Source organism: Woeseia sp. D3-10, from assembly GCF_055809415.1.
Map to the genome: position 1 here is coordinate 3,002,320 of NZ_JBVVTW010000007.1, position 23,896 is coordinate 3,026,215.

Annotated in this window: 31 protein-coding genes; 29 read left to right on the forward strand and 2 right to left on the reverse strand. The window is 56.9% G+C overall.

Translation table 11 applies throughout. The annotated features are described in order from the left end of the window. Positions 1 to 10 precede the first annotated feature (10 nt). The 15 genes from AC0L8N_RS13780 (at position 11) to AC0L8N_RS13850 (ending at position 7,673) form a co-directional block, all read left to right on the forward strand. Positions 11 to 775 carry an SDR family NAD(P)-dependent oxidoreductase gene (locus AC0L8N_RS13780; RefSeq protein ID WP_473668241.1) on the forward strand — a complete coding sequence of 255 codons (765 nt, stop codon included), beginning with the start codon at positions 11 to 13 and terminating at the stop codon, positions 773 to 775. A gap of 7 nt (positions 776 to 782) precedes the next feature. Then, entirely contained in the window at positions 783 to 1,010 is a 228-nt protein-coding gene (locus AC0L8N_RS13785; protein ID WP_473668242.1) for a hypothetical protein, read from the forward strand. A 23-nt stretch (positions 1,011 to 1,033) separates the two neighbouring features. Continuing rightward, complete coding sequence (locus AC0L8N_RS13790) at positions 1,034 to 1,222, forward strand: hypothetical protein (RefSeq protein WP_473668243.1); 189 nt, start codon at positions 1,034 to 1,036, stop codon at positions 1,220 to 1,222. 17 nt (positions 1,223 to 1,239) lie between these two features. After that, positions 1,240 to 1,812 carry a GNAT family N-acetyltransferase gene (locus tag AC0L8N_RS13795; RefSeq protein ID WP_473668245.1) on the forward strand — a complete coding sequence of 191 codons (573 nt, stop codon included), beginning with the start codon at positions 1,240 to 1,242 and terminating at the stop codon, positions 1,810 to 1,812. 89 nt (positions 1,813 to 1,901) lie between these two features. Beyond that, the gene (locus AC0L8N_RS13800; RefSeq protein ID WP_473668246.1) at positions 1,902 to 2,528 is read left to right on the forward strand and encodes a MarC family protein; all 627 of its coding nucleotides are present in this window, start codon (positions 1,902 to 1,904) and stop codon (positions 2,526 to 2,528) included. Positions 2,529 to 2,557: 29 nt separating this feature from the next. Then, positions 2,558 to 2,896 carry a tRNA-binding protein gene (locus AC0L8N_RS13805; protein WP_473668247.1) on the forward strand — a complete coding sequence of 113 codons (339 nt, stop codon included), beginning with the start codon at positions 2,558 to 2,560 and terminating at the stop codon, positions 2,894 to 2,896. A 30-nt stretch (positions 2,897 to 2,926) separates the two neighbouring features. Continuing rightward, positions 2,927 to 3,316, forward strand: coding sequence for a cupin domain-containing protein (locus AC0L8N_RS13810; protein WP_473668248.1), 390 nt, complete (start codon positions 2,927 to 2,929; stop codon positions 3,314 to 3,316). A gap of 23 nt (positions 3,317 to 3,339) precedes the next feature. Further along, positions 3,340 to 3,801: an OsmC family protein gene (locus tag AC0L8N_RS13815; protein WP_473668249.1), complete on the forward strand. Its 462-nt coding sequence runs from the start codon at positions 3,340 to 3,342 to the stop codon at positions 3,799 to 3,801. Positions 3,802 to 3,862: 61 nt separating this feature from the next. Next, a complete protein-coding gene (locus AC0L8N_RS13820; protein ID WP_473668250.1) occupies positions 3,863 to 4,264 on the forward strand; it encodes a hypothetical protein in 402 nt (133 codons plus the stop codon). 21 nt (positions 4,265 to 4,285) lie between these two features. Next, on the forward strand, positions 4,286 to 4,639 hold the full coding sequence (locus AC0L8N_RS13825; RefSeq protein ID WP_473668251.1) for a VOC family protein: 354 nt from the start codon (positions 4,286 to 4,288) through the stop codon (positions 4,637 to 4,639). 277 nt (positions 4,640 to 4,916) lie between these two features. Then, the gene (upp, locus tag AC0L8N_RS13830; RefSeq protein ID WP_473668252.1) at positions 4,917 to 5,537 is read left to right on the forward strand and encodes a uracil phosphoribosyltransferase; all 621 of its coding nucleotides are present in this window, start codon (positions 4,917 to 4,919) and stop codon (positions 5,535 to 5,537) included. Positions 5,538 to 5,677: 140 nt separating this feature from the next. Continuing rightward, positions 5,678 to 5,896 (forward strand): hypothetical protein, encoded by a 219-nt coding sequence (locus AC0L8N_RS13835; RefSeq protein ID WP_473668253.1) that lies wholly within the window; start codon positions 5,678 to 5,680, stop codon positions 5,894 to 5,896. A 208-nt stretch (positions 5,897 to 6,104) separates the two neighbouring features. Then, positions 6,105 to 6,500 (forward strand): SRPBCC domain-containing protein, encoded by a 396-nt coding sequence (locus AC0L8N_RS13840; RefSeq protein ID WP_473668254.1) that lies wholly within the window; start codon positions 6,105 to 6,107, stop codon positions 6,498 to 6,500. Between the two features lie 245 nt (positions 6,501 to 6,745). Then, a complete protein-coding gene (locus AC0L8N_RS13845) occupies positions 6,746 to 6,955 on the forward strand; it encodes a cold-shock protein (protein WP_068616914.1) in 210 nt (69 codons plus the stop codon). Between the two features lie 331 nt (positions 6,956 to 7,286). Further along, positions 7,287 to 7,673, forward strand: a complete 387-nt coding sequence (locus AC0L8N_RS13850; protein ID WP_473668255.1) for an MAPEG family protein — start codon at positions 7,287 to 7,289, stop codon at positions 7,671 to 7,673. Between the two features lie 63 nt (positions 7,674 to 7,736). Here the strand turns inward: AC0L8N_RS13850 and AC0L8N_RS13855 are convergent, their stop codons facing one another. Next, positions 7,737 to 9,659: an ATP-binding cassette domain-containing protein gene (locus AC0L8N_RS13855; RefSeq protein ID WP_473668256.1), complete on the reverse strand. Its 1,923-nt coding sequence runs from the start codon at positions 9,657 to 9,659 to the stop codon at positions 7,737 to 7,739. A 132-nt stretch (positions 9,660 to 9,791) separates the two neighbouring features. On the opposite strand from AC0L8N_RS13855, the gene AC0L8N_RS13860 reads away from it, so the two are divergent. The 6 genes from AC0L8N_RS13860 to AC0L8N_RS13885 are packed head-to-tail and all read left to right on the forward strand — an operon-like array spanning position 9,792 to position 13,245. Further along, a complete protein-coding gene (locus tag AC0L8N_RS13860) occupies positions 9,792 to 10,001 on the forward strand; it encodes a SlyX family protein (protein WP_473668257.1) in 210 nt (69 codons plus the stop codon). Positions 10,002 to 10,022: 21 nt separating this feature from the next. Beyond that, positions 10,023 to 10,334, forward strand: coding sequence for a cupin domain-containing protein (locus AC0L8N_RS13865; protein WP_473668258.1), 312 nt, complete (start codon positions 10,023 to 10,025; stop codon positions 10,332 to 10,334). A 37-nt stretch (positions 10,335 to 10,371) separates the two neighbouring features. Then, complete coding sequence (locus AC0L8N_RS13870) at positions 10,372 to 10,992, forward strand: DUF2238 domain-containing protein (protein ID WP_473668259.1); 621 nt, start codon at positions 10,372 to 10,374, stop codon at positions 10,990 to 10,992. Between the two features lie 32 nt (positions 10,993 to 11,024). Further along, on the forward strand, positions 11,025 to 11,726 hold the full coding sequence (locus tag AC0L8N_RS13875; protein WP_473668260.1) for an esterase/lipase family protein: 702 nt from the start codon (positions 11,025 to 11,027) through the stop codon (positions 11,724 to 11,726). After that, positions 11,723 to 12,619: an ATP-grasp domain-containing protein gene (locus AC0L8N_RS13880; protein WP_473668261.1), complete on the forward strand. Its 897-nt coding sequence runs from the start codon at positions 11,723 to 11,725 to the stop codon at positions 12,617 to 12,619. Before AC0L8N_RS13875 ends, AC0L8N_RS13880 begins: the two co-directional genes overlap by 4 nt. Then, a complete protein-coding gene (locus AC0L8N_RS13885) occupies positions 12,616 to 13,245 on the forward strand; it encodes a peptidylprolyl isomerase (RefSeq protein WP_473668262.1) in 630 nt (209 codons plus the stop codon). The genes AC0L8N_RS13880 and AC0L8N_RS13885 overlap by 4 nt, the downstream gene beginning before the upstream one ends. Before the next feature lie 3 nt (positions 13,246 to 13,248). Here AC0L8N_RS13885 and uvrA read toward each other — a convergent pair whose 3' ends face one another. After that, positions 13,249 to 16,107, reverse strand: a complete 2,859-nt coding sequence (gene uvrA / locus AC0L8N_RS13890) for an excinuclease ABC subunit UvrA (protein ID WP_473668264.1) — start codon at positions 16,105 to 16,107, stop codon at positions 13,249 to 13,251. A gap of 199 nt (positions 16,108 to 16,306) precedes the next feature. On the opposite strand from uvrA, the gene AC0L8N_RS13895 reads away from it, so the two are divergent. The 8 genes from AC0L8N_RS13895 (at position 16,307) to lnt (ending at position 23,850) form a co-directional block, all read left to right on the forward strand. Further along, positions 16,307 to 17,503 (forward strand): MFS transporter, encoded by a 1,197-nt coding sequence (locus AC0L8N_RS13895; protein WP_473668265.1) that lies wholly within the window; start codon positions 16,307 to 16,309, stop codon positions 17,501 to 17,503. Between the two features lie 114 nt (positions 17,504 to 17,617). After that, a complete protein-coding gene (gene ssb / locus AC0L8N_RS13900; RefSeq protein ID WP_473668266.1) occupies positions 17,618 to 18,052 on the forward strand; it encodes a single-stranded DNA-binding protein in 435 nt (144 codons plus the stop codon). A gap of 114 nt (positions 18,053 to 18,166) precedes the next feature. Next, the gene (locus tag AC0L8N_RS13905; RefSeq protein WP_473668267.1) at positions 18,167 to 18,427 is read left to right on the forward strand and encodes an adenylyl-sulfate kinase; all 261 of its coding nucleotides are present in this window, start codon (positions 18,167 to 18,169) and stop codon (positions 18,425 to 18,427) included. A gap of 45 nt (positions 18,428 to 18,472) precedes the next feature. Then, complete coding sequence (gene miaB, locus AC0L8N_RS13910) at positions 18,473 to 19,813, forward strand: tRNA (N6-isopentenyl adenosine(37)-C2)-methylthiotransferase MiaB (protein ID WP_473668268.1); 1,341 nt, start codon at positions 18,473 to 18,475, stop codon at positions 19,811 to 19,813. A gap of 93 nt (positions 19,814 to 19,906) precedes the next feature. Further along, complete coding sequence (locus tag AC0L8N_RS13915) at positions 19,907 to 20,908, forward strand: PhoH family protein (protein ID WP_473668269.1); 1,002 nt, start codon at positions 19,907 to 19,909, stop codon at positions 20,906 to 20,908. Between the two features lie 14 nt (positions 20,909 to 20,922). Next, the gene (gene ybeY / locus AC0L8N_RS13920) at positions 20,923 to 21,396 is read left to right on the forward strand and encodes an rRNA maturation RNase YbeY (RefSeq protein ID WP_473668270.1); all 474 of its coding nucleotides are present in this window, start codon (positions 20,923 to 20,925) and stop codon (positions 21,394 to 21,396) included. A gap of 67 nt (positions 21,397 to 21,463) precedes the next feature. Continuing rightward, entirely contained in the window at positions 21,464 to 22,324 is an 861-nt protein-coding gene (locus AC0L8N_RS13925) for an HlyC/CorC family transporter (RefSeq protein WP_473668271.1), read from the forward strand. Next, positions 22,324 to 23,850 carry an apolipoprotein N-acyltransferase gene (lnt, locus tag AC0L8N_RS13930; protein WP_473668272.1) on the forward strand — a complete coding sequence of 509 codons (1,527 nt, stop codon included), beginning with the start codon at positions 22,324 to 22,326 and terminating at the stop codon, positions 23,848 to 23,850. Before AC0L8N_RS13925 ends, lnt begins: the two co-directional genes overlap by 1 nt. Positions 23,851 to 23,896 lie beyond the last annotated feature (46 nt).

Consider the following 23,896-nt stretch of genomic DNA (forward strand, 5'->3'; position numbering starts at 1 on the left):
GGTCTGTGCAATGAGCGCTGAGTTCGCAGGACGAAAGATCCTGGTCACTGGTGCATCGCGTGGGATTGGCCGCGCAATTGCTCAGGCGGTTGCAGCGCGCGGCGCAACTGTCGCGCTGAATTACCGCGGCAACAAGGCAGCAGCCGAGGAAGCACTCGCGTCGCTCAATGGTAGTGGTCATTGCCTGATCAAGGCCGACGTGGCAACCACTGACGGTTCTCTCAGGGTTATCGAGCAGGCGATCAGTGGCTTGTCGGGCCTCGACACGGTCGTCAACAATGCCGGTATTTTTGAGGCGCACCCGCCGTTAAAGACGGCGCTGGTCGACTGGATGGCTGCATGGCAACGAACGCTGGCAACCAACCTCATCGGGCCCGCCAATGTGTGCTGGGCGGCTGCGCGGTATATGGCCGCCAATGGCGGCGGCCGTATTATCAACGTGTCGTCGCGCGGCGCGTTTCGGGGGGAACCTGATGCGCCGGCCTACGGCGCCAGCAAAGCCGCGTTGAACTCGCTCACACAATCGCTGGCGATCGCTTTGGCGCCGCAGAAAATTTACGTTTCTGCTGTTGCACCTGGCTTCGTTGAGACCGATATGGCGACGGCGTCGTTGCAAGGTGCATCAGGCGATGCCATTCGCGCGCAGAGCCCGCTGGGCCGGGTTGCGCAACCCAACGAGATTGCAGCTGCCGTGTTATTTTTGGCATCTGCCGGCGCGGAGTTTTCCACTGGCGCGATTATTGACGTCAACGGTGCTTCCTATTTACGGAGCTGAAGATGCAATGAACGAGGTTGTCGACAAATCCACGCCGATATTATTGCTGCCGTTCGTGCTGGTATGGCGATTGCTCGGATTCGTCATTACCGTGTGCACCCGCATTGTCGCGGCATTGCTTGGCCTGATCCTGATGGTGACGGGCGTGGCACTGACAATGAGCGTGATCGGTGCGGTCGTGGGCTTGCCATTAAGCGTGTTCGGTTTGCTGCTGTTGATACGCGCACTTTTTTAATCGATAGACAGGTCGGGGGGAACATGGATTGGACGTTGGTGTACGGTTTCCTGATTGCGATGGCGCTTTTTGTTGCCGTCTGGTTCGTGTTCGTCGTGCCGTCCGAACGGCGAGACCATGCACGCAAGTTGGAGATTTTGCAGAAACGAATCGCAGAGCGGGAACAGCGCAAACAAGCGGCAGATGAACAAACCTCGTCGAGCGGTACGTAATCACGAGCCGGAGGTTCATGGCCTCAGGTACTGCGGGCTCGTTGACGAGTCGCAAGTCGATGGTTAGCGAGTCCGCCCGGATTGTCGGCGAAACCGAACGACTCCTGTTGCGAGAAGTGAGCAATAGTGATGCCGGTCTCATCCGTTCTGTTTTAAACGACCCGGACTTCGTCCGCTATGTCGGCGATCGTGGTGTCCGTACCGCGGCGGATGCACAGTCCTACATTGCGAAGCGAATCGTGCCCGGGTACAGGGAATACGGCTACGGCATGTACCGCGTCGACCGCAAGCCTGACGGTACCGCGGTGGGTATTTGCGGTCTGGTTCGCCGCCCGGGACTGGATGCGCCCGATCTTGGCTTCGCTGTCCTGCCAGCGTTTCGGCGGCAGGGGATTGCGGCGGAAGCGGCGGCGCTGATCTTGGAGCAAGCGCGGCATCGCGCCGATATTGGTCGCGTTCTTGCGATCGCGAGCCCGGACAATGTGCCCTCAAATGCCTTGCTATTACGGCTTGGTCTGCAATTTGAACGGCTGGTGACCTTGGCAGACGACAGGGTGCCGCTGAATCTCTACGTCAGCACCTTCAAATAACACTACCTCGCGATCGGCTGGATTCCAAAAGGGCATTGGGTGTGACCTCTGAAGCTAGTAAGCTTCAGCGTCCAAACCGGGAACAAACCATGATAGAGACTGCGTTCGTCGCGTTTGCGACGTTTTTTGCGACCGTAGGGCCGCCCGATGTCATGGCCGTTTTCGCGGCCCTGACCGCTGACGCATCGCCGCGGATGCGCCGCCGCATCGCCCTGCGCGCAACTTTAATCGCGACCGGCATATTGGTGTTCTTCACGCTGGCGGGAGAGTTCCTGCTGTCCACGCTGGGCATTTCGCTGCCAGCATTGAGGATTGCCGGTGGCATTCTTCTGCTGTTGATCGGTATCGAAATGGTGTTCGCAATTTCTTCCGGCGCTACCTCCACGACGGCCGAAGAGAACGAGGAAGCGACTGTTCGCCAGGACATCACGGTATTCCCATTGGCCACACCGTTGATTGCAGGGCCAGGTGCGATGGGCGCCGCCATTCTGCTTATGTCCGATGCTCAAGGCGACCTGCTGTTGCAGGCGGCGGTTGTTGTTGCGCTGCTGGCAGTTTTACTGGTGACATTAATCGGCATGTTGCTGGCAACGCAGTTTCAGCGGTTTCTGGGCGTGACCGGCATGCAGGTTATTACCCGTATTTTGGGTGTGCTGCTTACGGCGCTGGCCGTGCAGTTTGTACTCGATGGCCTGGCGCAAAGCGGCTTGTTTTAGGAATTGCAAAACACCAAGAGACGGTAACGATGTCTGATCTGACCTGGAAAGAGTTTGAACGTGTGGAACTGCGTGCAGGCACTATCGTAGCGGCGGAAGTGTTTCCCGAGGCCCGCAAGCCCGCTTACAAGCTCACTGTGGATTTCGGGGAGGAGATTGGCGTCCGCCGCTCGTCGGCTCAGATCACCGATCACTATTCAGTTGACGAGCTGGTCGGTAAGCAGGTGATGGGCGTAGTGAACTTTCCCCGCAAACAGATAGGTCCGTTTATGTCGGAATGTCTGGTTACCGGGTTCATTCAGGCTGACGGTAGCGTAATACTCGCCGTTCCCGACCGACACTGCCCAAACGGGGTGCGGTTGGCCTGATAAGGGATTACATTCGTTATGGGGTCAGATATGCAAAACCTTTTTTCCAGTTTCGTGGTTGTCGATCCAAAGTTGTCGGCCACCGTGCTGCCGGTCAATGAAACATTCTGGCAGGATCTTGATAAACGCTACGGTACGTTCGCGGGCCACTCGCTGATTTCTGCGTACTGCTTTACCACGGACTGGCCAACCTGGGAGAGGCATCCGGAAGGTGATGAAATTGTCTGCCTGCTCTCTGGAAGCGCCGATTTGCTGTTGCATGAGACAGCCGGAGAGCGCTGTGTTTCGCTGGCAGAGGTGGGCGCATTCGTGGTGGTGCCGAAAGGAACCTGGCACACCGCAAAAGTGTCAGAACAAGCAACGATGTTGTTTGTCACGCCCGGCGAAGGTACTGAGAACCGGCAACTGCCGGGCGACTGAGTCAGTCATGAGGAGCAACGGCCATGCCGCGGTTTAATGCAACGGTACACTGGCGCCGCGGCGACCAGCCTTTTCTGGATAATCGTTACAGCCGCGCTCACGAATGGGCTTTCGATGGCGGGGCAGTAGTGCCGGCCTCGGCGTCTCCACATATCGTGCCGTTGCCGATGTCGGTCGCCGAGAACGTAGACCCGGAGGAAGCGTACGTGGCATCACTGGCAAGTTGTCACATGTTGTTTTTCCTCTCACTCGCCGTACAACGCGGCGTTGTTGTTGACAACTACAGTGATCGGGCGGTGGGAAAAATGAGCAAGAACGAGCAAGGCCGCATGATGGTCAGCGAAGTTGTTCTCTATCCGGAGGCGACATACAGCGGTGTAGCCCCTGCACCGGATTTGATTGCGACATTGCACGAGGAAGCGCACGAACAATGCTTTATTGCCAATTCAGTGCGTACGGAAGTACTTGTAGAGCCGGTGTCATAGTTGTGAATGACCGGGCGCGGGTAAGGTGGTGAACGGATTTGTTAAGAAGCAGTGTCATTTCATGAGCGAAGACATTACCGACTGGACTGCTCTACGCGAGTTTAAAGCGGTCGATCTGACGGCTTCATTTGTGTTGTCCTGGCAATTGGAGGGCGACGCGTTGTTGCTGGAAATCGATGTATGCCTGGCACCCGAACACCCGTTTTATGAATCGCCGCGTCCTTCCGAAGATTCTTGTATTCGACCGGGAGTACTCGAATTCCCGTATTGCGTACGCCTTGTTGCTGAGAACCGAACGGCCGAGAAGGGCGCAATCGGCGGTTTGGCGAGTTGCTTGGCGCACGGCCGAATTCAGGGGCTGCGGCGAATTGGCGACGGCATCTATGAATTGCAGGGACTGTTTGGCGACGTGACGATCCATGCCGAACGACCTATTCTGCGCCTCAAGTCTTTGGCGGCCTGATAACGAACTCAGGAAACAACCATGAACAGAGAAAATACAATCGATTACATCGAAATCCCTGCGCGCGACCCGGCTGTAGCCCGGGCATTTTTCGAAGAATTGTTTGGCTGGACATTCGAAGATTACGGGCCGGACTACTGTTCATTCAACGATGGCCGACTCGCAGGCGGTTTTTATCGCGCTGACAACCAGGCCGCCGTTGCGGCCGGCAGTGTTCTGGTCGTTTTTTACAACGACGATCTTGAGGCTGCCGTGCGACGCGTGACAGCGGCTGGTGGCCGCATCAGCAAAAAGATATTTTCTTTTCCCGGCGGTCGCCGGTTTCATTTTCAGGATCCGTGTGACAACGAGTATGCGCTCTGGTCTGAGCAATAACGGCTCGTCCTGATTGATTTTCGCGGCAGCGAGCTTGCCACGAATGTGGTGGTCGTGAGTTTGGCAGGCCTTTGCCGTCGTACTGTGGCAGTCATCGTTGACGCAGAGGCGTTACTACGGCATCTGGACAGCTGGTATATACTCGAAACTCACGATCCTGCCTGCACGGTGGGTCACCAAGAGAGCCTGCGAGAACGTGGGTTTATCTCCGACCAGACCAATACGTCGCCGCGCTATATCCTTTTTGAAGATCGGTGCCGACAAGGAGCCTCGACCAATGCACGAAGAAATTACCCATCCTTTCGTTCAGCACAAACTTGCGTTGATACGCGACAAAGATACCGGCCACAAAAAATTTCGCGAACTGGCTACCGAAATCACGATGTTCCTTTGCTATGAAGCGCTGAAGGAAATCAAAGTAAAAAGAGTCACCGTACAGACACCGATTGCGGAAGCTGCCTGTAAAGTAATTTCAGAGGACCTGGTAGTCGTTCCAATTCTGCGGGCCGGCGTGGGCATGCTGGAAGGCATTCTTGATTTGGCACCAACCGCGCGTATCGGTTTTCTTGGAATGTACCGCGACGAAGATACCAAGCAGCCGGTCGCGTATTACCAAAAACTGCCCGAGCAGACAAAAGACGGCTTGTGCATAGTCATTGACCCCATGCTGGCTACCGGCGGATCAACCGCGGCGGCGATAGATATTCTGAAAGAGGCGGGTGCCAGAAAGATCGTCGTGGTGTGTATCGTTACCTGTCCCGAGGGTTTGCAGACCGTGGAAGCTGCACACCCGGATGTGACAATTTACACGGCGAGCGTTGATGAGCGTCTGGATGATCACAAGTACATCGTGCCCGGGCTTGGTGACGCCGGTGATCGTTTGTTCGGAACGCGTTAGAGACGCATCGATTCTGTGTTGCTAGCGGACGGGGGCAGGTCGCTGATCCAGAAACCACGCGATCTGCACACAGCGTTGCTGAATTCCTGAATGCCATAGACGATTCGCAACGAAGGGCCGACTGCAAGGCGGTTGCGGCAATGATGCGCCGGGCAACTGGCGAAAAAACGGCAATGTGGGGAGCGAGTATCGTTGGCTTCGGTAGCTACGATTATCAATACGCGAGTTGTCGTGCCGGTCGTTGGTTCTTGTGTGGGTTCTCGCCACGAAAACACGCATTGACGATTTACATCATGCCGGGCTTCAAAACGTACGATGCTCGGTTGAAAAAACTGCGCATACACAAGATCGGTAAATAATGCCTTTACATTACATCGTTAGTGGATGTTGATTCAGCCTATCTGGAAGCGTTGATCGCCGAGTCCGTAAGGCACATGCAACACAAGTACGGCCACTAGACCCTTGCGTTGCGCGCTAATTTTGCTCGGCGGCGCCCCATAATTGCGCGTTATGGCATCATTCTTTTTTCGGTATTCGGGGTGTCGATGAGACCAGAGGAGGAGCGTCATGCGCAGCACAATAAACAAGACGATCGTACTGCCGGCACCGGCTGACGAGCTGTTTCGGATGTACCTTGATGCCGATACGCATGCCGCTTTCACCGGTGCACCGGCCAAGGTGAGCGACGTGGCGGGCGCACCGTTCGAAGCCTTTGGCGGCTTGTTGAAAGGGACAATGCTTAGCGTTCTCAAGCCACGTCTGATCGTACAATCGTGGCGTTCGGTAAACTTTGCCGAGGACGCGCCGGACTCAACATTGGTACTGGCATTTTCTGACGAGAATGGGGAAGGCCGCATAGACCTGGTGCATATCGACGTGCCGGAAAACGACTACCAGGGCGTTACCGGTGGATGGGATTCCCGCTATTTCGAACCGTGGTTGTCGTACTTACAGAACCGTTGAGACAGGTCGGTCTTCTCGCGGATCGCTGTAAGCACTGGAAAAGCCGGGTTAAAGCGCAAACGATGGCTTCGCAATTATTTGCACTATTCAGGTTCAGGCGTACCATAGCTCGAACTCATTTCTGTGCACTATCGTTGGCATTCCGGTTGGCGATTTTCGTATCGCAGATTTGTGAGTCCACCGCCGGTTAAGTCCGGTGTTCATCAAGCCAAGTTACTTGGCAGTTACAAGAGTTAAAGAACGATATGTCAGAGCAAGTTGAAGGAACCGTAAAGTGGTTCAACGATGAAAAGGGTTTTGGCTTTATTGAGCGTGAAGGTGGCAAAGATGTTTTTGTCCATTACAGCGCCATTGCTGGTGACGGCCGGAAGACCCTTCATGAAGGGCAGCGCGTGTCGATGCAAGTAACTCAAGGCCAGAAAGGCCCTCAGGCAGAGAACGTCACACCGCTATAGCACGCCGTACTCTCTGGTTGCAGAGAGTACGCCTCTCCGGCGGTTGTCCAAACGCTGACGATTGAATATCCGTACGAGTACTCGTGCGGGATTGTCAGCGCGCTGAAAAGCCTGAAGCACGGCAGCAGAGCCGCGCTTCGGGCTTTTTTTGTTTTGGATTTCGGCAAACGGTCAACCTGGCTGCTATGGTTAATGCGGTCGCAATACGCGAACTCAATAATCAAAACGAATTGTCGCAGTGGCACTGATCAGCTTAGCGACCGCAAACTCGCACAGGCTCACGGGAAGTCGCTGCAATAGCAACAGTGGATTAACCACGAGGGGGATTGGTATGAGCAGTGAACTCATGAGTCTGACTTGGGTGGCAACAATGACGGCAGTCTTGTGGATACCCTACATACTTAACATGATCGCCGTCCGCGGGCTGATCGATGCTGTGGGCTACCCTGTTGAACCCAAGCCATTGTCTGGCTGGGCACAAAAAATGAAAGCGGCACATGCCAATGCCGTCGAGAATCTGGTTGTATTCGCTGCATTGGTTCTGGTTGCGAATGCCGCAGGAGTCAGCAACGACACTACGGTTCTTGCTTGTCAGGTGTATTTCTATGCACGGCTGGTGCACGTGCTCGCTTACACGTTTTCTGTTCCTTGGGTACGCACGCTGGCATTTGCGGTTGGCTTTATTTGTCAGTTGGCGATCGCGTTGCAGTTACTGTAGGCGCTGCAAGGCGTTAGACGTTGCATGCCCTACGTCGTTTGCTAATTGCGACTAATTAAGTGTCTACGTCTTGCGGCCACGTGAGTCACGCCAGGCTTGCTGTTTTTCTTCGAGCTCCGACCAGCGTTCGATGAGTTGTTCCAGTGTTGCCTGACTTCCGGCGAGCTCGTCGAGTACCGGCTGTGCGGCATCGTGACCGGCAGCATAAAAATCCGCTGCGGCAATTTTTTGCTGCAACGCTTCAAGCTGTTTCTCAAGTTGCTCGATCTTCTCAGGCAATGCTTCCAGTTCACGTTGCTCGTGGTACTTCAGTTTCTCCACGTTCGTCGCGGCTTGCGCTTCACGTTTTTCGTCGCGGCGCTCCGCTGCCTTCTGAGCGGGGTTTTCCATTTCGGCCAGCGCCTGACCTTGCCGCAGCCAGTCGCTGTATCCGCCGACGTGTTCCCTGACGACGCCGTTCTTTTCGAAAACAATTGTGCTGGTAACGACATTGTCCAGAAACTGCCGGTCGTGACTGACTACCAGCAGCGTGCCGGAAAACTGAGTCAGCTTGTCTTCGAGAACTTCGAGCGTTTCCATGTCGAGGTCGTTGGTCGGCTCATCAAGAACCAGGAGATTTGCCGGACGCGTAAACAATTTGGCAAGTATTACGCGGTTGCGTTCGCCACCGGACAAAGCCTTGACCGGGGTAAGCGCGCGTTTCGGGCTGAACAGGAAGCCTTTCAAATAGCCAATGATGTGCCGGTCTTTGCCGCCCAGGTTTATGTACGTACGACCTTCGCCAACATTCTCTGCGACCGACTTTTCCTCTTCGAGTGATTCGCGTAGCTGGTCGAAGTAGCCGATGATCAGATTGGTGCCGTGTTTGATCGTGCCAGTCTGAGGTTCAAGCCTGCCCAGCAGCAAGCGCAGCAAGGTGGTCTTGCCGACGCCGTTGTTTCCCAGGATGCCGATTCGGTCGCCACGCATAATCTGCACGGAAAAATCTTCCAGTAGTACTTGCTCATCGTAGCGGTAGCTTAAGTTGCGGGCCCGAATGACCTTGCGACCGGAGCCGTCGGCTTCTTCGATGTGCATGCGCGCGTTGTCGTCCAAAGTCAGACGTTTCTCACGTTCATTGCGCATGGCGACCAATGCACGCGCACGTCCTTCGTTTCTGGTGCGGCGCGCCTTAATGCCTTGCCGAATCCAGATTTCTTCCTGCTGCAGTTTCTTGTCAAAACGCGCATTCTCGGTCGCCTCATCTTCCAGCGCTTTTTCTTTTCGACGCTGGAAGTTCGCAAAATCACCCGGCCAGCTGGTTAGCCGGGTGCGATCAATCTCGACGATTCGAGTGGCGAGTTTTTGCAAAAACGCACGGTCATGGGTGATGAACAAAACGGCACCCTGAAAGCCGAGAATGACATGCTCAAGCCATTCGATGGTGACAATGTCGAGGTGGTTGGTTGGCTCGTCGAGTAGCAGGAGGTCGGGTTTGCGGACCAGCGCGCGCGCCAGCGCAACGCGCCGACGCCAGCCGCCGGAAAGCTCGTTCATGCGTTTGTGAGCAGGCAGGTTGAGTTCGCTGATCGTACTTTCAACCCGCTGTTCGATTTGCCAGCCTCCCAAAGCATCGATCTGACGGTGCAGCGCCTCGAGCTCCTGCATTTCGGCATCGGTGCTGACGTTGGCAGCGCGCCGACTGTAATCGTCCAGTAACGTCTGTGCACCTCCTAACCCTGAGCGCACCATGTCGCTCACACTCATGTCGCCGGCTTCCGGCAGTGCCTGCGCCAGCTGGCTGATCACCAGGTTGTCGGTGTAGATGACGTCGCCGCGATCGGGCTCGATCTCCCCGCTGATCAGTTTGAGGGTGGTCGACTTGCCCGCGCCGTTGCGGCCTATCAAACAGACACGTTCGCCCGTTTCAATGGCGAAACTGGCGGCGTCCAGTATTCTCTGGTCACCAAAATCTAGGGAAACGTCTTCGAATCGAATGAGGGACATGCTTTTGCGGTTACTTACCCGTGTGGTGGCCGATGCACGGGTGGCAGCGGGATTGAACAATCGTGGCAGGCACCGTACTGTTTGTCAGCAGTCTGCCGGGCCAGGCTGTGCAAGAGGATACAGGTGAGAGCTATGGACGAACAACGCATAATCGAAATTGAGACCAAACTTGCCTATCAAGAGGTGATGTTGGGAGAGCTTAACCAGGTGCTAACCGATCAACAGTCACAATTGACCCGCCTCGAACGGCTGTCAGAACGACTGGTCGAACGGTTTCAGTCAATGGCAGCGAACGGTGAAGGTGGCGAAGACGCGGGTGACGAACGGCCACCGCATTACTGATATTCCTTAAGAGGCTATGTTATGGATCGTTCGCAGTTTCCTGACCTGATTCAGTCTTTGCCAGAGTTCGACGGCCCGTTCGACGCCTACAGACTTGCGGCGGATCATTGCGAGGTGCTGTTTGCGTCGTACCCGGCCGGTACGATCATTGCGGAGCATACTCATGCGTCCCGGAATGTCGGTGTAATTACAGCAGGCGAGTTGATCCTCACGCGAAACGGGCTGGAAGAACGTTACGGGACCGGCGAGTGGTATCAGCTGGAACCGGAAGAGCGGCATGCTGCGCGTTTCGAAGAACCGACGTCGGAAATAGAATTCTGGTTCGACGCGTGAGTTTTCTGACGCGGAGCCGCCCACAGGAGCAGGCTGTATGAACGACGTAAGCAACCCCCGGAGCAAGAGCACGTTGTTGTGGGCTGCAGTATTTATGGCGGTCCTGGCTTGGTCGGCTGTTAAACCGCACGATTATCCGACCTGGTTATTGGAAGTGATGCCGGCAGTCATCGGTGCGGCGGTCTTGCTCGTGACCCGCAAGCGGTTTCGGTTAACGCCGTTAACCTACGTCTTGATACTCGTGCACTGTGTCATCCTCATTGTTGGTGGTCACTACACTTACGCCGAGGTTCCGTTGTTCGACTGGATTCAGGAAGCGTTTGATCAATCTCGCAATAACTACGACAAACTTGGGCATTTTGCGCAGGGATTCGTGCCGGCCATGGTTGCGCGCGAAGTTGTTGTCGTGAAGGGTGTCTTCAATTCCGTTTCATGGCGTAATTTTTTCGTCGTATGCTTTTGTCTCGCCGTAAGTGCATTTTACGAACTGATTGAATGGTGGGTGGCACTAATGTCCGAAGAAGCCGCAGAGTCTTTTCTTGGGACACAGGGTTACATGTGGGATACACAATCGGATATGGCATTCGCATTGACTGGCGCTGTTCTGGCTCTGATCTTCCTGGGGCGTATACAGGACCGGCAGCTCAAGGCTTTATGAATGTCGCGCTGTATGTTGTGGTGGCTCTTGGCATGATCGGATCATCGACCAGCACGGCGGGTGCTGATAATGATCGGAGCAAAGAGTGCGTTGTGCTGTTGCACGGCATGGCCCGCACCGAGCGTTCGATGTTGCCAATGCAAGAGGCGCTGACAGGCGCTGGTTATGCTGTCGCCAATATCCGTTATCCCTCCCGCGAGCATCCCATTGCCGTACTGGCACCCATGGCTGTTGATGAAGGGATAGCGGAGTGTCGACGCTTGCAAAACCACGGGCCTATACATTTCGTAACGCACTCTTTGGGCGGCATACTTTTGCGCTACTACACGAACGGCCGGCACATTGATGATATCGGCAGAGTGGTTATGCTCGGTCCGCCAAACAACGGCAGTGCGGCGGCCGACAAGTGGCGCTCAGTACCTGGGTTCGATTTCATCAACGGACCAGCTGGCTCCGAGCTGGAAAAGGGCGACGAGAGCGTGCCACTCAAACTTGGCCAGCCGACATTTGAATTCGCTGTCATTGCCGGTGATCGCTCTATTGATCCGATTACCCATGCCATGCTCGACAAACCCAACGATGGCCGCGTCACCGTTGACGAAACGCGGTTGGCAGGGATGAGTGATTTTCGCCAGGTGCACGCCAGTCATGCGTTCATGATGCGTGACAGTGAAGTCATTGAGTTGACGATCGCGTTTCTCGCGAACGGACGTTTCCCGGTCAGCGATCCATGAGTGCGCGCTCGCCGCGCCGTTGCGCCTTTTTGACGATGGACGATACTGAAGGCTGGTCTATCGATGCCGATCTTGCGATTCCCCCATTGCAGGCGCGAGGCTGGCAAGTCGACGTATTGCCATGGCGCAGTCAGCGCGACGACTGGGCCGAGTTTGATGGCGTCTACGTTGGTACGCCGTGGGACTACCCGGAAGACCCACAAACGTTCCTTGATGCGCTGCAGCGCATCGAGGCATCCGGCACTGTTCTGGCTAACCCTCTATCCCTGTTGCGCTGGAATCTGGCCAAGACCTATTTGCGCGAACTCGAATCGCGCGGCGTCGCTATCGTCCCTACAGAGTGGTTGGATTCGCTGAATGGGCCGGTGCTGGCGGGCTTGCACGACAAGCTCGATAGCGAGCGGATCGTCATCAAGCCGGTTATCAGCACGAATGCGACTAACACGTTCTTGCTGGATCGCGTTATCAGTTCCGCCGTTCGCGCGACACTGCTGGCGACCTTTGCCGGGCTTCCGTGCATGGCACAGCCGTTTGTCGCCGCAATCCAATCGGAAGGCGAATACTCGTTGTTTTATATCGGCGGCGAGATGAGTCACGCGATCCGCAAAGTGCCGAAACCGGCGGATTTCCGCGTGCAGGAAGAGCATGGCGCGCAGATACTGGCAGTCGATGTCGAGCCTGCTTTGCAGCTTACGGCTGACAGACTTGTGCAGCTCATAGAGCCCATGCCCTTGTATGCTCGTGCCGATTTTGTTCGCGCGGCTGACGGCCGCTTTCTGTTGATGGAGCTCGAATTAATAGAGCCATCGTTATACCTTCGAATGGCGGATGCTGCACCAGAGCGGTTTGCCGTGGCGTTTGACCATTACGTGCAATCCAGGAGTGAAAAATGAAGACTGTCTGTCGATTTCTGCTCGGTGCTGTCGCCACAGCAATGTTGTTCATTGCCGCTGTCGCGAACGCGGCGGACGCTGGCATTGTTCGGGTTCTGATGCAAACCAGCGAAGGCGCTATTGAGATCGAACTGTACGCTGATCGCGCACCGCTGACCGTGGCCAATTTTCTAGCGTACGTTGATGGTGGCCACTACAACGGTGCGAGTTTTTACAGAACGGTGACGTTCGAGAATGACAAGGGTAAACCCTGGATTGAAGTCATACAGGGCGGCATCGGCGACGCGGTACCGGCGTTCGCACCGATCGCTCACGAGTCGACAGCGAAGACGGGTCTGACTCACGAGGATGGTACGTTGTCGATGGCGCGAGGCGATGTGGGTACGGCGGCCGCCGAGTTTTTCATTTGCTTAGGGGCGCAGCCGGGGCTGGATCACGGCGCCATGCGTAACCCTGACGGACAGGGATTTGCTGCGTTTGGCCGGGTCACCCGCGGCATGGACACGGTGCGTCGCATCCACAAGAGTGACGCTAGCGCGCCGTCCGAGTCCCCGTATACCGAAGGACAGTTGCTGTCGGCGCCGGTGCAGATTACCTCCGCCGTTCGGCTCAAAGACGACGACTGACCGTTAGCGGCGTTTTCCGGCGGGCTTTTTTTCCGTCACGCCGCTGAGTAAAGGGCGCAAATAATCACCGGTGAATGAAGCCTTGTTGGCGGCAACCTGTTCGGGTGTGCCAAACGCGATTATCTCGCCGCCGCCATCACCGCCTTCGGGGCCCAGATCGATGACCCAGTCGGCGGTCTTCACGACGTCGAGATTGTGTTCAATGACGACAATCGTGTTGCCGCGATCGCGCAATCGGTGCAGCACCGCCAACAGCTGTTCGATGTCATAGAAGTGCAGGCCGGTGGTCGGCTCGTCGAGAATATACAGCGTGCTGCCGGTATCACGTTTCGATAGTTCTTTGGCCAGCTTGATGCGCTGCGCTTCGCCGCCTGACAGGGTTGTCGCGTTCTGTCCGAGGCGAATGTAAGAGAGGCCAACATCCAGCAGGGTCTGTAGCTTCTTGGCCACGACCGGAACATTGCGGAAGAACTCCAGCGCATCTTCGACCGTCATGTCCAGTACTTCGTGAATGTTGCGGCCCTTGTAACGTATCTCCAGCGTCTCGCGGTTGTAACGCTGGCCCCGGCAAACGTCGCAGGCTACGTAGACATCCGGCAAGAAGTGCATTTCAACTTTGATAACGCCGTCGCCCTGACAGGCTTCGCAGCGCCCGCCCTTCACGTTAAAGCTGAAACGACCCGGCATATAGCCGCGAGAACGCGCTTCCTGGGTGCCGGCAAAGAGTTCACGTATCGGTGTGAACAGGCCGCTGTAGGTCGCCGGGTTCGAGCGCGGGGTGCGGCCTATTGGCGATTGCGAGATGTCGATGACGCGATCAATATTGTCGAGGCCGTGTACGGCGTCGTGCGCCGCCGGGTTCTTGTTGACCCGATTGAGGTCTCCGGCGACGGCTTTGTACAGCGTGTCGTTGATCAGTGTTGACTTGCCGGACCCTGAGACACCGGTGATGCAGGTCATCAAACCGATGGGAAAGGAAGCACTGACGTTCTTGAGGTTATTGCCGCGTGCGCCTTCGATTCGAATTTCGCGTTTCGGATCGGCCTTGTGCCGCTTCTCAGGCATTGCGATTACACGGCGACCCGACAGGTATTGACCGGTCAACGAGCGTTCGTTGTGTTTGACCTCATCAGGCGTGCCCATAGCCACAACCTGGCCACCGTGCACGCCGGCGCCGGGACCAAGATCGACAACGTAATCGGCGGCGAGTATGGCTTCTTCGTCATGCTCTACAACGATTACAGTATTGCCGATGTCACGCAGGTGTATCAGGGTGCCGAGCAACCGCTGATTGTCACGCTGGTGAAGACCAATGGAGGGCTCGTCGAGTATGTACATGACACCGACCAGGCCGGAACCGATCTGGCTCGCCAAGCGTATGCGTTGTGCTTCACCGCCCGATAAGGTGTCGGCACTGCGATTAAGCGACAGGTAGTCGAGGCCGACGTCGCTGAGAAAGCCCAGACGTGCGCCGATCTCTTTGACGACTTTATCGGCAATGGTTTGTCGCCACCCGTCGAGTTTGAGTTGCGCAAAGAATTCACGCGCGTGGCCAACTGACAAGTCGGAAATTTCCGGCAGCGAACGGTCTGTTATAAAGACGTTGCGCGCGGCCTGATTCAGGCGCGTGCCCTTGCACTCGGGGCAGGGCTGGCTGTTTAGGAAGCGACTCAATTCCTCGCGCACGGCGGATGATTCAGTTTCTTTGTAGCGGCGCTCAAGGTTTGGGATCACACCTTCAAAGCGGTGCTTCTGCCGTATCTGCATGCCACGGGTGTTCTCGTAATGGAACTCGATTTTCTCTTTGCCACTGCCCTGCAGAACAATAGCCTGCAGTTTGTCATCGAGTTCCGAAAACGGCGTTTCTATGTCGAACTTGTAGTGATCGGCGATGCTCTTGATCATCTGGAAGTAATACGTTGTCTTTCGGTCCCAGCCGCGAATCGCGCCGCCGGCGAGCGACAGATCAGAGTTGACGACGACCCGTTCAGGATCAAAGAACTGTTTGACGCCGAGTCCGTCACAGGTGGGGCAGGCGCCGTTGGGGTTGTTGAAGGAGAACAACCGTGGCTCAAGTTCGGTGAGGCTGTAGCCGCACACATTGCAGGCGAATCGATCTGAGAACACGAGTTCGTCGCGCTCAGGTTCCTGCATAAACACGATGCGTGCGGTGCCGTCTGCCAGTTTCAATGCGGTTTCAAACGATTCAGCCAATCGTTGTTTCAGGTCCGCCTTTACTTTGAAGCGATCAATGACAGCGTCGATGTTGTGCTTGCGACGCAGATCCAGCTTCGGCGGTTCGTCGAGCTCGTAGACTTCGCCGTTGATGCGCGCGCGGATGAAGCCCTGGGCCTGCAGATCGCGCATCAGTTGCAGATGTTCGCCCTTGCGATTCGCCACGACCGGTGCGAGCAGCATCAGGCGCGTGCCTTCCGGCAACGCAAGTACCTGGTCGACCATCTGGCTGACGGTCTGTGCTTCCAGCGTAACGCCGTGATCCGGGCAGCGCGGTGTGCCGGCCCGCGCGTACAAGAGGCGCAGGTAGTCGTAGATTTCCGTTACCGTGCCGACCGTTGAGCGCGGATTGTGTGAGGTCGATTTCTGCTCGATGGAAATGGCAGGTGACAAGCCGTCGATGTGATCGACATCGGGTTTTTCCATCATCGACAGGAATTGCCGGGCGTAGGCGGACAGCGATTCCACGTAACGCCGCTGACCCTCTGCATAGATCGTGTCAAAGGCGAGTGACGATTTGCCAGAGCCGGACAGGCCGGTGATGACGATCAGCTTGTCGCGCGGCAGGCTCAGGTCAAGATTCTTGAGGTTATGCGTACGAGCGCCGCGGATATTGATGGATTTCATTACTGGGTATTCAACTTGTGGCTGGCGTGCGGGTGAGACATCGCGAAACAACCTGCTAATATACGCCGCTGCCTGACGCAGGCGCAAAGCGACGGCCTAAACATGTACTGATCCTGGCGTACATTGTTTCGCTGACAACCGTGCACTGCAGTCATTCAACTTGTGCCTAATCAGCCGTTTACCGTCAAACCAGGTTCGCATGTCAGAAACACAATCAGGATTCTTCGGCGCGATGCTGCCCACCGAGCGCCGCGCGATCGGCGTGATCGCGTCCATCGCCATGTTGCGCATGTTCGGCCTGTTCGCCTTGTTGCCGGTGTTGGCCGTCTATGCGTCACAGCTAGAGGGCGCAACCCCGCTGCTGATCGGGCTTGCCGTTGGTGGTTACGGATTGACTCAGGCGTTGCTGCAGGTGCCGTTCGGCGCAGTGTCGGACCGGGTCGGCCGCATCCCCGTGATTGTTTTTGGCCTGCTGCTGTTTGCGGCAGGCAGCGTGCTTGCCGCTGAGAGCACGACGATCTGGGGCGTCATCACGGGTCGGCTGTTGCAGGGAGCTGGCGCGATTTCCGCCACCCTGACGGCATTGCTCGCGGACGCGAGCCGCGAACAAGTTCGGACCCGAACAATGGCGGTACTCGGTATCAGCATCGGCAGCTCATTCCTGCTGGCGCTGATATTCGGTCCGGTGATTGCCGCGGCCGGCGGCGTGCGTTCATTGTTCTGGATGGCGGCCCTGCTCGCTGTTCTGGCCGGACTGCTGTTAATCCTGCTGCCGCGGAATCTGGGCCGCACCCGACACCGCGGTCGCTTGCCGTTGACGGCGGCGATGCGTGCGCCACTGTTGCAACTCGACCTGTTTGTCTTTCTTCTGCACACGATGCTGACGGCCACGTTCGTCGCATTGCCGTTTGTGCTGAGCGATCGTCTCGGTATTGAGCTCGCCAGCCACTGGTACATCTACGTGGGCGCGTTGCTGTTATCGCTGGCCGGTACAGTCCCGTTGATTATCAGCGACGAACGTCGCGGCAAGCGCAGTACCTTGCTGATCGCGGTGAGCTTGCTGATAGCCGGTCAATTGTCATTGTTCCTGCCAGGTGGCAATCAATGGCTGGTGATGCTGGCGCTGGCGGTCTTTTTCGCCGGTTTTAATTTTCTCGAGGCGGCCTTGCCCGCAAGGCTGTCGATACTGGCGGACGGCGAGCTCCGAGGCGCATCCCTCGGGCTGTTTTCAAGCTGCCAGTTCAGCGGCGCATTCGCCGGTGGATTGCTGGGCGGCCTGCTGCTGAGCGGCGGCGATGTCGGTCGCGTCTTCCTGGCTTGTGCTGCGCTGGCCGGTCTGTGGTTGTTGGTGCTGGGTTTATCGGAACAGCGCACGAAAGCCGTCGAAACGACCTGAAATCGGACTGGCAATTGGAGTCCCAGGCTCTACAATAGGCAGCCCGCACAATACTCCAAGTGACTGCATCGGCGGTCGCTTCGATACCGTCAAAGACCAATAACAGGAACCGCTATGGCCCGTGGAATCAATAAAGTCATCATCGTTGGAAACGTCGGGCAGGATCCGGAAACCCGCTACATGCCGAGCGGCTCGGCGGTCACCAATCTGACGATTGCGACCAACGAATCGTGGAAAGACAAGCAGAGCGGCGAACAAAAAGAGCGCACCGAGTGGCACCGGGTAGCGATGTTTGGCCGCTTGGCTGAGATCGCCGCCGAATACCTGAAGAAGGGCTCGCAGGTCTACGTAGAAGGCAAATTGCGTACTCGCAAATGGCAGGACAAGTCGGGCAACGATCGCTACACGACCGAAGTGATTGCCGACGAAATGCAAATGCTCGGTGGCGGTCGTTCCGGTGGTGGCGCGCCCGCATCAGGCGGCTCTGCCCCGTCAGGTCCGGCACCCGGCCCATCAGTTGACGACTTCGACGACGATATCCCGTTCTAACAACGGCTGTTCCGTCGTCATAATCCCGCCACCCGGGACGGGGTCATGCGCCTTAGCGCCACCTGATGCTGTAGCGATACGCCGGCTGAGTCGGTACTGCACACGGAGCGCATCGTGCGCAGTACACGGGTGTCGCCCGGCGGCGGTTGGCTCGATGTACACGTCCAGACACCGCCTTGGATATGCGGGTCCCGGGATAGCAAGGGGCTGTATGCGAAGGCGCGGGCCGGTATCATCAGCGAATTCACCGGCATCAGCGACCCGTATGAGGTGCCCGAGACGCCCGAAGTGCGCATCGATACCAGCGAGATCACACCGGATCTGGCTGCGCACCGAATCCTCGTCAAGCTCGAGGGTCTCGGCTACATACGATAGGTTGCTGATCACTTAATATAATTAAATCAGTGACATAGGCATATCGTGAGCGCAAAGCTATACATCAAAACCTACGGCTGCCAGATGAACGAGTACGACTCGGAGAAGATGGCTGACGTGTTGCGTGCCTCGCACGGCTACGAGTTGACAGCAACGCCGGAAGAAGCGGACCTATTGCTCGTCAATACCTGCTCGATACGCGAAAAGGCGCAGGAGAAGGTGTTTTCCGAGCTTGGACGCTGGCGCTCACTGAAAGAAAAGCGGCCGGACATGCTGATCGGCGTGGCCGGCTGCGTGGCGAGCCAGGAAGGCGAGGGCATCACCCGGCGCGCGCCGTTTGTAGACATGGTGTTTGGACCACAGACCTTGCATCGGCTGCCGCAAATGGTCGACAAGGTGCGTGCCGCGGGTTTGCCGGTGGTCGATGTCAGTTTTCCCGAAATCGAAAAATTTGACCGCTTGCCGGAGCCGCGAGCGGAGGGTCCGACGGCGTTTGTCTCCGTCATGGAAGGCTGCAGCAAATATTGCACGTTCTGCGTCGTGCCGTACACGCGCGGCGAAGAAATCAGCCGGCCGCTGGACGATGTAATCGTCGAGATAGTCGCTCTGGCCGGACAAGGTGTGCGTGAGATCAACTTGCTGGGCCAGAATGTCAACGCATTCCAGGGACCGATGCACGACGGTCAGATCGCGGATCTGGCAACGCTGATCTACTATGTCGCTGCTGTTGACGGTATCGATCGTATTCGCTTTACCACCTCGCACCCGGTCGAATTCACGGACAGCCTGATACAGGCGTACGCCGAAGTGCCGGAACTGGCGAACTATTTGCACCTGCCGGTACAAAGTGGCGCGGATCGCGTTTTGATGCGCATGAAGCGCGGCCATACCGCCATCGAGTACAAACAGAAAATTCGCAAGTTGCGCGAGGTTCGTCCTGACATATCAATCTCATCGGATTTCATTGTCGGCTTTCCCGGTGAGACAGACGCGGATTTCGAACAGACCATGCAACTGATCACTGATATCGGTTTTGATCAGTCCTTTAGCTTTATCTACAGCGCGCGGCCTGGCACGCCTGCCGGGACATTTGCTGACGACACGCCAATGGCTGTCAAGAAGCAGCGCTTGAAAACATTGCAGTCGCAAATCATCGAGCAGGCACAAGTTATCAGTGCCGGCATGGTCGGAACAACACAGCGCGTACTGGTTGAAAAGCCATCCAAAAAGGATCCGCAGCAAATGTGCGGGCGCACTGAAAACATGCGCTGGGTGAACTTCGACGCGCCGGCGTCGACGATCGGCCAGTTTATCGATGTGATTATTACTGAAGCCATGCCGAATTCACTGCGTGGACGCGTGGCGCCGCGACAAGCGGCGGCCTGAAATTCGCGGGTTAATCAGGTATTCCATAGGGCGCATGATCGCGGTAGGCTAAACCTCAGGCATCCAACCGCTTTGAGGGCGAATTTCTAACCATTGAACGCTGTACCCATATCCCGGGATATCGTCCTGGAACCCGCCGACAACAGCCGTCTTGCAAATCTCTGCGGACAGTTCGACGAACACTTGCGGCAAATTGAGCGCCGCCTCAACGTTGATATTTCCAGCCGTGGCAATCTTTTCCGGGTGACCGGCAATGAAGATGCCGCGCAGATTGGCAGCAATGTCATCAAGTCTCTGTTCAAACTGACGGGTAGCGAACACCTCGACCCGGAACGCGTCCACATGTGCCTGCAGGAATCCGTTATGAATGAATCGAATGTCGCCGAGCTGGATTCGGAGACCGGAAGCAAAGAGGCGGCGCGCTACGAAATTCAAACGCGGCGCAAACTAATACGCGCGCGCGGCCTTAACCAGCGTGCTTACCTGAAGAACATTCACGACCACGATCTGGCTTTCGGTATCGGCCCTGCGGGTACCGGGAAGACGTACCTCGCCATTGCTGGAGCTATAGATGCGCTGGAGAACGAACTGGTCCGGCGCATCATTCTGGTCAGGCCGGCCGTTGAAGCCGGTGAGAGGCTGGGTTTCCTGCCGGGCGACATGTCGCAAAAAGTTGATCCGTACCTGCGCCCGATGTACGACGCACTCTATGACATGCTGGGGCCCGAGCAGGTTGCACGACTCATTGAACGCAACATTATTGAGGTCGCACCATTGGCCTTCATGCGCGGCCGCTCGCTGAACGAAGCTTTCGTTATTCTGGATGAGGCGCAAAACACCAGCGTCGCGCAGATGAAAATGTTTTTGACACGTATTGGCTTTGGATCGCGCGCGGTCGTGACGGGCGACGTCACACAGATAGATCTACCGTCGGGCCAGACATCGGGTCTGAAGAACGCAATCGAAATACTTGCGAACGTTAAAGGTATAGGTTTCACCTACTTTACGCCGGGCGACGTCGTGCGCCACGAGCTGGTACAGCGAATCGTTGAGGCTTATGAAGCCGTCGGTCATGGTCAGGAAGGTGGTTCCTGAGCGCGTCGCTACAGGTGTACTTGCAGATTGCCAGCGGCGGCGACGACCTGCCCGACGAAGTATTCGTACAGCGTTGGTTGCAGGCGACCCTTGATCATGTCGGTTACGCGGATGAACGAGGCTGTGAAATTGCCGTGCGACTTGTTGATGTTGATGAAGGCCGTGGTTTGAATCATCGCTATCGGCAGCGGGACTACGCCACCAATGTGCTGTCATTTGCCGGCAGCGACGATGCATTGCTGCCCGAGGACGAACCGGTCGCACTGGGAGATCTGGTGCTGTGCCCCCCGGTGGTGCTTCGGGAGGCGGCAGAGCAAAACAAGCGGCCTGCTGATCACTGGGCTCATCTGCTCGTGCACGGTGCATTGCATCTGCTCGGCTATGATCATGAAGCGGCCGATGACGCGACGGCGATGGAAAAAATCGAGATCGGCGTTCTGGCGAGCGCCGGCATTCAGGACCCCTATCACGAACAGGCCCGCGTCTGAGAGATCAGGTGCTACAATGTCCGGCCGCCAACGCGGCATAACTTCGCAGGAAAGACAGACCAGCTCAATGAGTGACAAACCTCCCAGTACCAGCGGCACAGGCAGCGCCGGCATAATTACGCGTGTAATGCGTGCCATCAAAGGTGAGCCCTGGAGCCGCGAAGAAATACAGGATCTCTTGCAGCAGGCGGAAAGCGTCTTCGATCCCGAGGAGCAGAACATGCTCGCCGGCGTATTGGAGGTGGCTGAAACCCAGGTGCGTGAAGTAATGATTCCGCGCTCGCAAATGGTGGTTATCGAGCGCGATCAAGGCGTCGATGAGATGCTGAAAACTATCATTAATTCCGGTCATTCCCGCTTTCCCGTGATTGGCGAAGACCGCGACGAAGTCATCGGCGTTTTGCTTGCAAAAGACTTGTTGCGCTACTTCGCCAAACCTAACGGCGAGTTGCGGATCGATGACTATTTGCGACCGCTGTCGGTTATCCCGGAATCGAAACGGCTCAATGCGTTGCTCAAAGAGTTTCGCGACAGTCACAACCACATGGCTATTGTGGTTGATGAATATGGCGGCGTATCCGGTCTGCTGACGATTGAAGACGTTCTTGAAGAAATCGTCGGCGAGATCGATGACGAACATGATCCCGAAGAAGCGGACCCTATTCTTGAAGATACCGAGCGGGACGGACGTCCTTGCTGGTCAGTACAGGCATTGACCCGCATCGAAGATTTCAATGACTTCTTCGGCTGCAATCTCGATGACGAACTGTACGACACGATAGGCGGTCTCGTGATGCACGAGCTCGGTCGTCTGCCGCGCCGCGGTGAGACGTTGCAGTTTGGCAATTTCGAGTTTCGGGTTGTCAAAGCGGACCGTCGACGAATTGATTCCGTTCAGGTGCAGCGGGCAGCGAACGACGACGCCTGATGGCTGTCACCGGCGGTGAACGGTTACAGCAGATTCTGGCGCGTAAGGTCGCATTGCGGCTGGCGTTATTCGTAAGCGGTGCTGCCCTGCCGCTGGCGTTCGCGCCGTTCGGCTATTGGTTTCTTGCGCCGCTGCTATTGCTGCCGATGTTACTGGTCGGCCTGCACATGCCGCCACGGATCGCGGCCCAGCTCGGCTTCTGTTTCGGCGCCGGTCTGTTCCTGACCGGTACCTACTGGATCTACATTTCGATACACGACTTCGGCAATGCGCCGTTGTGGCTGGCTGTCACGCTGATGCTCGGGGTTGTGGCCATCATGGCGGCCTGGTTCGCGTTGTGCGGCTGGCTGCTGGCCTGGCTGGTTGACGGGCGACCATGGCGGCTGCTGGTCGTGGGTCCGTCTGTGTGGGTGTTGGTGGAATGGCTGCGCGGTTGGGTTTTTTCCGGCTTTCCCTGGCTCACGTTGGGCTACAGCCAGATTGATTCGCCGCTAACGGCCTGGTTGCCGGTTGTCGGCGTGTATGGCGTGTCGATGCTGCTGGTTGCCAGCAGTTGCGGCCTGCTCCTGCTCCGTACGCCACAGGTGCGTTGGTGGGCGGGGGGCGTGATGTTGGCGCCGTGGCTGCTTGGCGGCGGCTTGTCCGCGTACAACTGGACCGAACCGGCTGCTGAGCCACTCACCGTCACCATGGTTCAGGGCGGTGTGGGGCAGGATCGCAAATGGCTGCCGGAACAATTTCAGCCAACCCTGCGGCTTTACCGGGATGCGCTGCTCGCGGCCAGCGAGAGCGATATTGTGATCTGGCCGGAAGTGGCGGTGCCATCGATCAACGACCGTGTGCAGCCCTACCTGGACCTGTTACAGAGTGACTTGCAGCCCGATCAAAGCCTGTTGTTCGGCATTCTGGAACGCGAACTGGACGGCGACGACGAGCACATCTACAACAGCGTGCTGTTGCTCGATGGCTCAACCGAGCAGGCGTACCGAAAACGCCACCTCGTGCCGTTTGGTGAGTACTTTCCGGTGCCGGCGTTTATCCGCGAATGGATGCGCATGATGAGCCTGCCGAACAGCGATCTCAGCGCTGGTGTAGCGGAGCAAGCCTTGCTGCGGACGGCGGGCGACCAATTGATCGCTGTGGCGATTTGCTACGAAGATGCCTACGGCGCTGAGCAGCTCTACGCGTTTCCGGATGCCAGCCTGATCGTCAATGTCAGCAACGATGCCTGGTTTGGCGATTCCATAGCGCCGCATCAGCATCTGCAGATTGCCCGGGTCCGGGGTGCGGAAGTCGGGCGCTATGTAATGCGCGCGACCAACAACGGCCTTACCGCACTGATCGCGCCGGATGGAGCAGTTGTCGATACGGCACCCCAGTTCGAGTTTGCCAGCATGACCGTGCCTGTCACGCCCATGCGGGGGATGACCCCGTATGCCCGAACCGGCAACTGGCCTGTAACCGGTCTGGCGGTACTGATCGTCGGCATTAGCGTGCGACAACGGCGGCTGCGCCGCCGTCACTGAGTACCATGAGCCCGTCACGGGCTGCGCACAGCCGCGATTCCAAGTA

Excerpts from the sequence above, each read along its gene's own strand:
- AC0L8N_RS13780 (WP_473668241.1), top strand. The coding sequence starts at position 11 with ATGAGCGCTGAGTTCGCAGGACGAAAGATCCTGGTCACTGGTGCATCG.
- AC0L8N_RS13785 (WP_473668242.1), top strand. The coding sequence starts at position 783 with ATGAACGAGGTTGTCGACAAATCCACGCCGATATTATTGCTGCCGTTC.
- AC0L8N_RS13790 (WP_473668243.1), top strand. The coding sequence starts at position 1,034 with ATGGATTGGACGTTGGTGTACGGTTTCCTGATTGCGATGGCGCTTTTT.
- AC0L8N_RS13795 (WP_473668245.1), top strand. The coding sequence starts at position 1,240 with ATGGCCTCAGGTACTGCGGGCTCGTTGACGAGTCGCAAGTCGATGGTT.
- AC0L8N_RS13800 (WP_473668246.1), top strand. The coding sequence starts at position 1,902 with ATGATAGAGACTGCGTTCGTCGCGTTTGCGACGTTTTTTGCGACCGTA.
- AC0L8N_RS13805 (WP_473668247.1), top strand. The coding sequence starts at position 2,558 with ATGTCTGATCTGACCTGGAAAGAGTTTGAACGTGTGGAACTGCGTGCA.
- AC0L8N_RS13810 (WP_473668248.1), top strand. The coding sequence starts at position 2,927 with ATGCAAAACCTTTTTTCCAGTTTCGTGGTTGTCGATCCAAAGTTGTCG.
- AC0L8N_RS13815 (WP_473668249.1), top strand. The coding sequence starts at position 3,340 with ATGCCGCGGTTTAATGCAACGGTACACTGGCGCCGCGGCGACCAGCCT.
- AC0L8N_RS13820 (WP_473668250.1), top strand. The coding sequence starts at position 3,863 with ATGAGCGAAGACATTACCGACTGGACTGCTCTACGCGAGTTTAAAGCG.
- AC0L8N_RS13825 (WP_473668251.1), top strand. The coding sequence starts at position 4,286 with ATGAACAGAGAAAATACAATCGATTACATCGAAATCCCTGCGCGCGAC.
- upp (WP_473668252.1), top strand. The coding sequence starts at position 4,917 with ATGCACGAAGAAATTACCCATCCTTTCGTTCAGCACAAACTTGCGTTG.
- AC0L8N_RS13835 (WP_473668253.1), top strand. The coding sequence starts at position 5,678 with ATGATGCGCCGGGCAACTGGCGAAAAAACGGCAATGTGGGGAGCGAGT.
- AC0L8N_RS13840 (WP_473668254.1), top strand. The coding sequence starts at position 6,105 with ATGCGCAGCACAATAAACAAGACGATCGTACTGCCGGCACCGGCTGAC.
- AC0L8N_RS13845 (WP_068616914.1), top strand. The coding sequence starts at position 6,746 with ATGTCAGAGCAAGTTGAAGGAACCGTAAAGTGGTTCAACGATGAAAAG.
- AC0L8N_RS13850 (WP_473668255.1), top strand. The coding sequence starts at position 7,287 with ATGAGCAGTGAACTCATGAGTCTGACTTGGGTGGCAACAATGACGGCA.
- AC0L8N_RS13855 (WP_473668256.1), bottom strand. The coding sequence starts at position 9,659 with ATGTCCCTCATTCGATTCGAAGACGTTTCCCTAGATTTTGGTGACCAG.
- AC0L8N_RS13860 (WP_473668257.1), top strand. The coding sequence starts at position 9,792 with ATGGACGAACAACGCATAATCGAAATTGAGACCAAACTTGCCTATCAA.
- AC0L8N_RS13865 (WP_473668258.1), top strand. The coding sequence starts at position 10,023 with ATGGATCGTTCGCAGTTTCCTGACCTGATTCAGTCTTTGCCAGAGTTC.
- AC0L8N_RS13870 (WP_473668259.1), top strand. The coding sequence starts at position 10,372 with ATGAACGACGTAAGCAACCCCCGGAGCAAGAGCACGTTGTTGTGGGCT.
- AC0L8N_RS13875 (WP_473668260.1), top strand. The coding sequence starts at position 11,025 with ATGATCGGATCATCGACCAGCACGGCGGGTGCTGATAATGATCGGAGC.
- AC0L8N_RS13880 (WP_473668261.1), top strand. The coding sequence starts at position 11,723 with ATGAGTGCGCGCTCGCCGCGCCGTTGCGCCTTTTTGACGATGGACGAT.
- AC0L8N_RS13885 (WP_473668262.1), top strand. The coding sequence starts at position 12,616 with ATGAAGACTGTCTGTCGATTTCTGCTCGGTGCTGTCGCCACAGCAATG.
- uvrA (WP_473668264.1), bottom strand. The coding sequence starts at position 16,107 with ATGAAATCCATCAATATCCGCGGCGCTCGTACGCATAACCTCAAGAAT.
- AC0L8N_RS13895 (WP_473668265.1), top strand. The coding sequence starts at position 16,307 with ATGTCAGAAACACAATCAGGATTCTTCGGCGCGATGCTGCCCACCGAG.
- ssb (WP_473668266.1), top strand. The coding sequence starts at position 17,618 with ATGGCCCGTGGAATCAATAAAGTCATCATCGTTGGAAACGTCGGGCAG.
- AC0L8N_RS13925 (WP_473668271.1), top strand. The coding sequence starts at position 21,464 with ATGAGTGACAAACCTCCCAGTACCAGCGGCACAGGCAGCGCCGGCATA.
- lnt (WP_473668272.1), top strand. The coding sequence starts at position 22,324 with ATGGCTGTCACCGGCGGTGAACGGTTACAGCAGATTCTGGCGCGTAAG.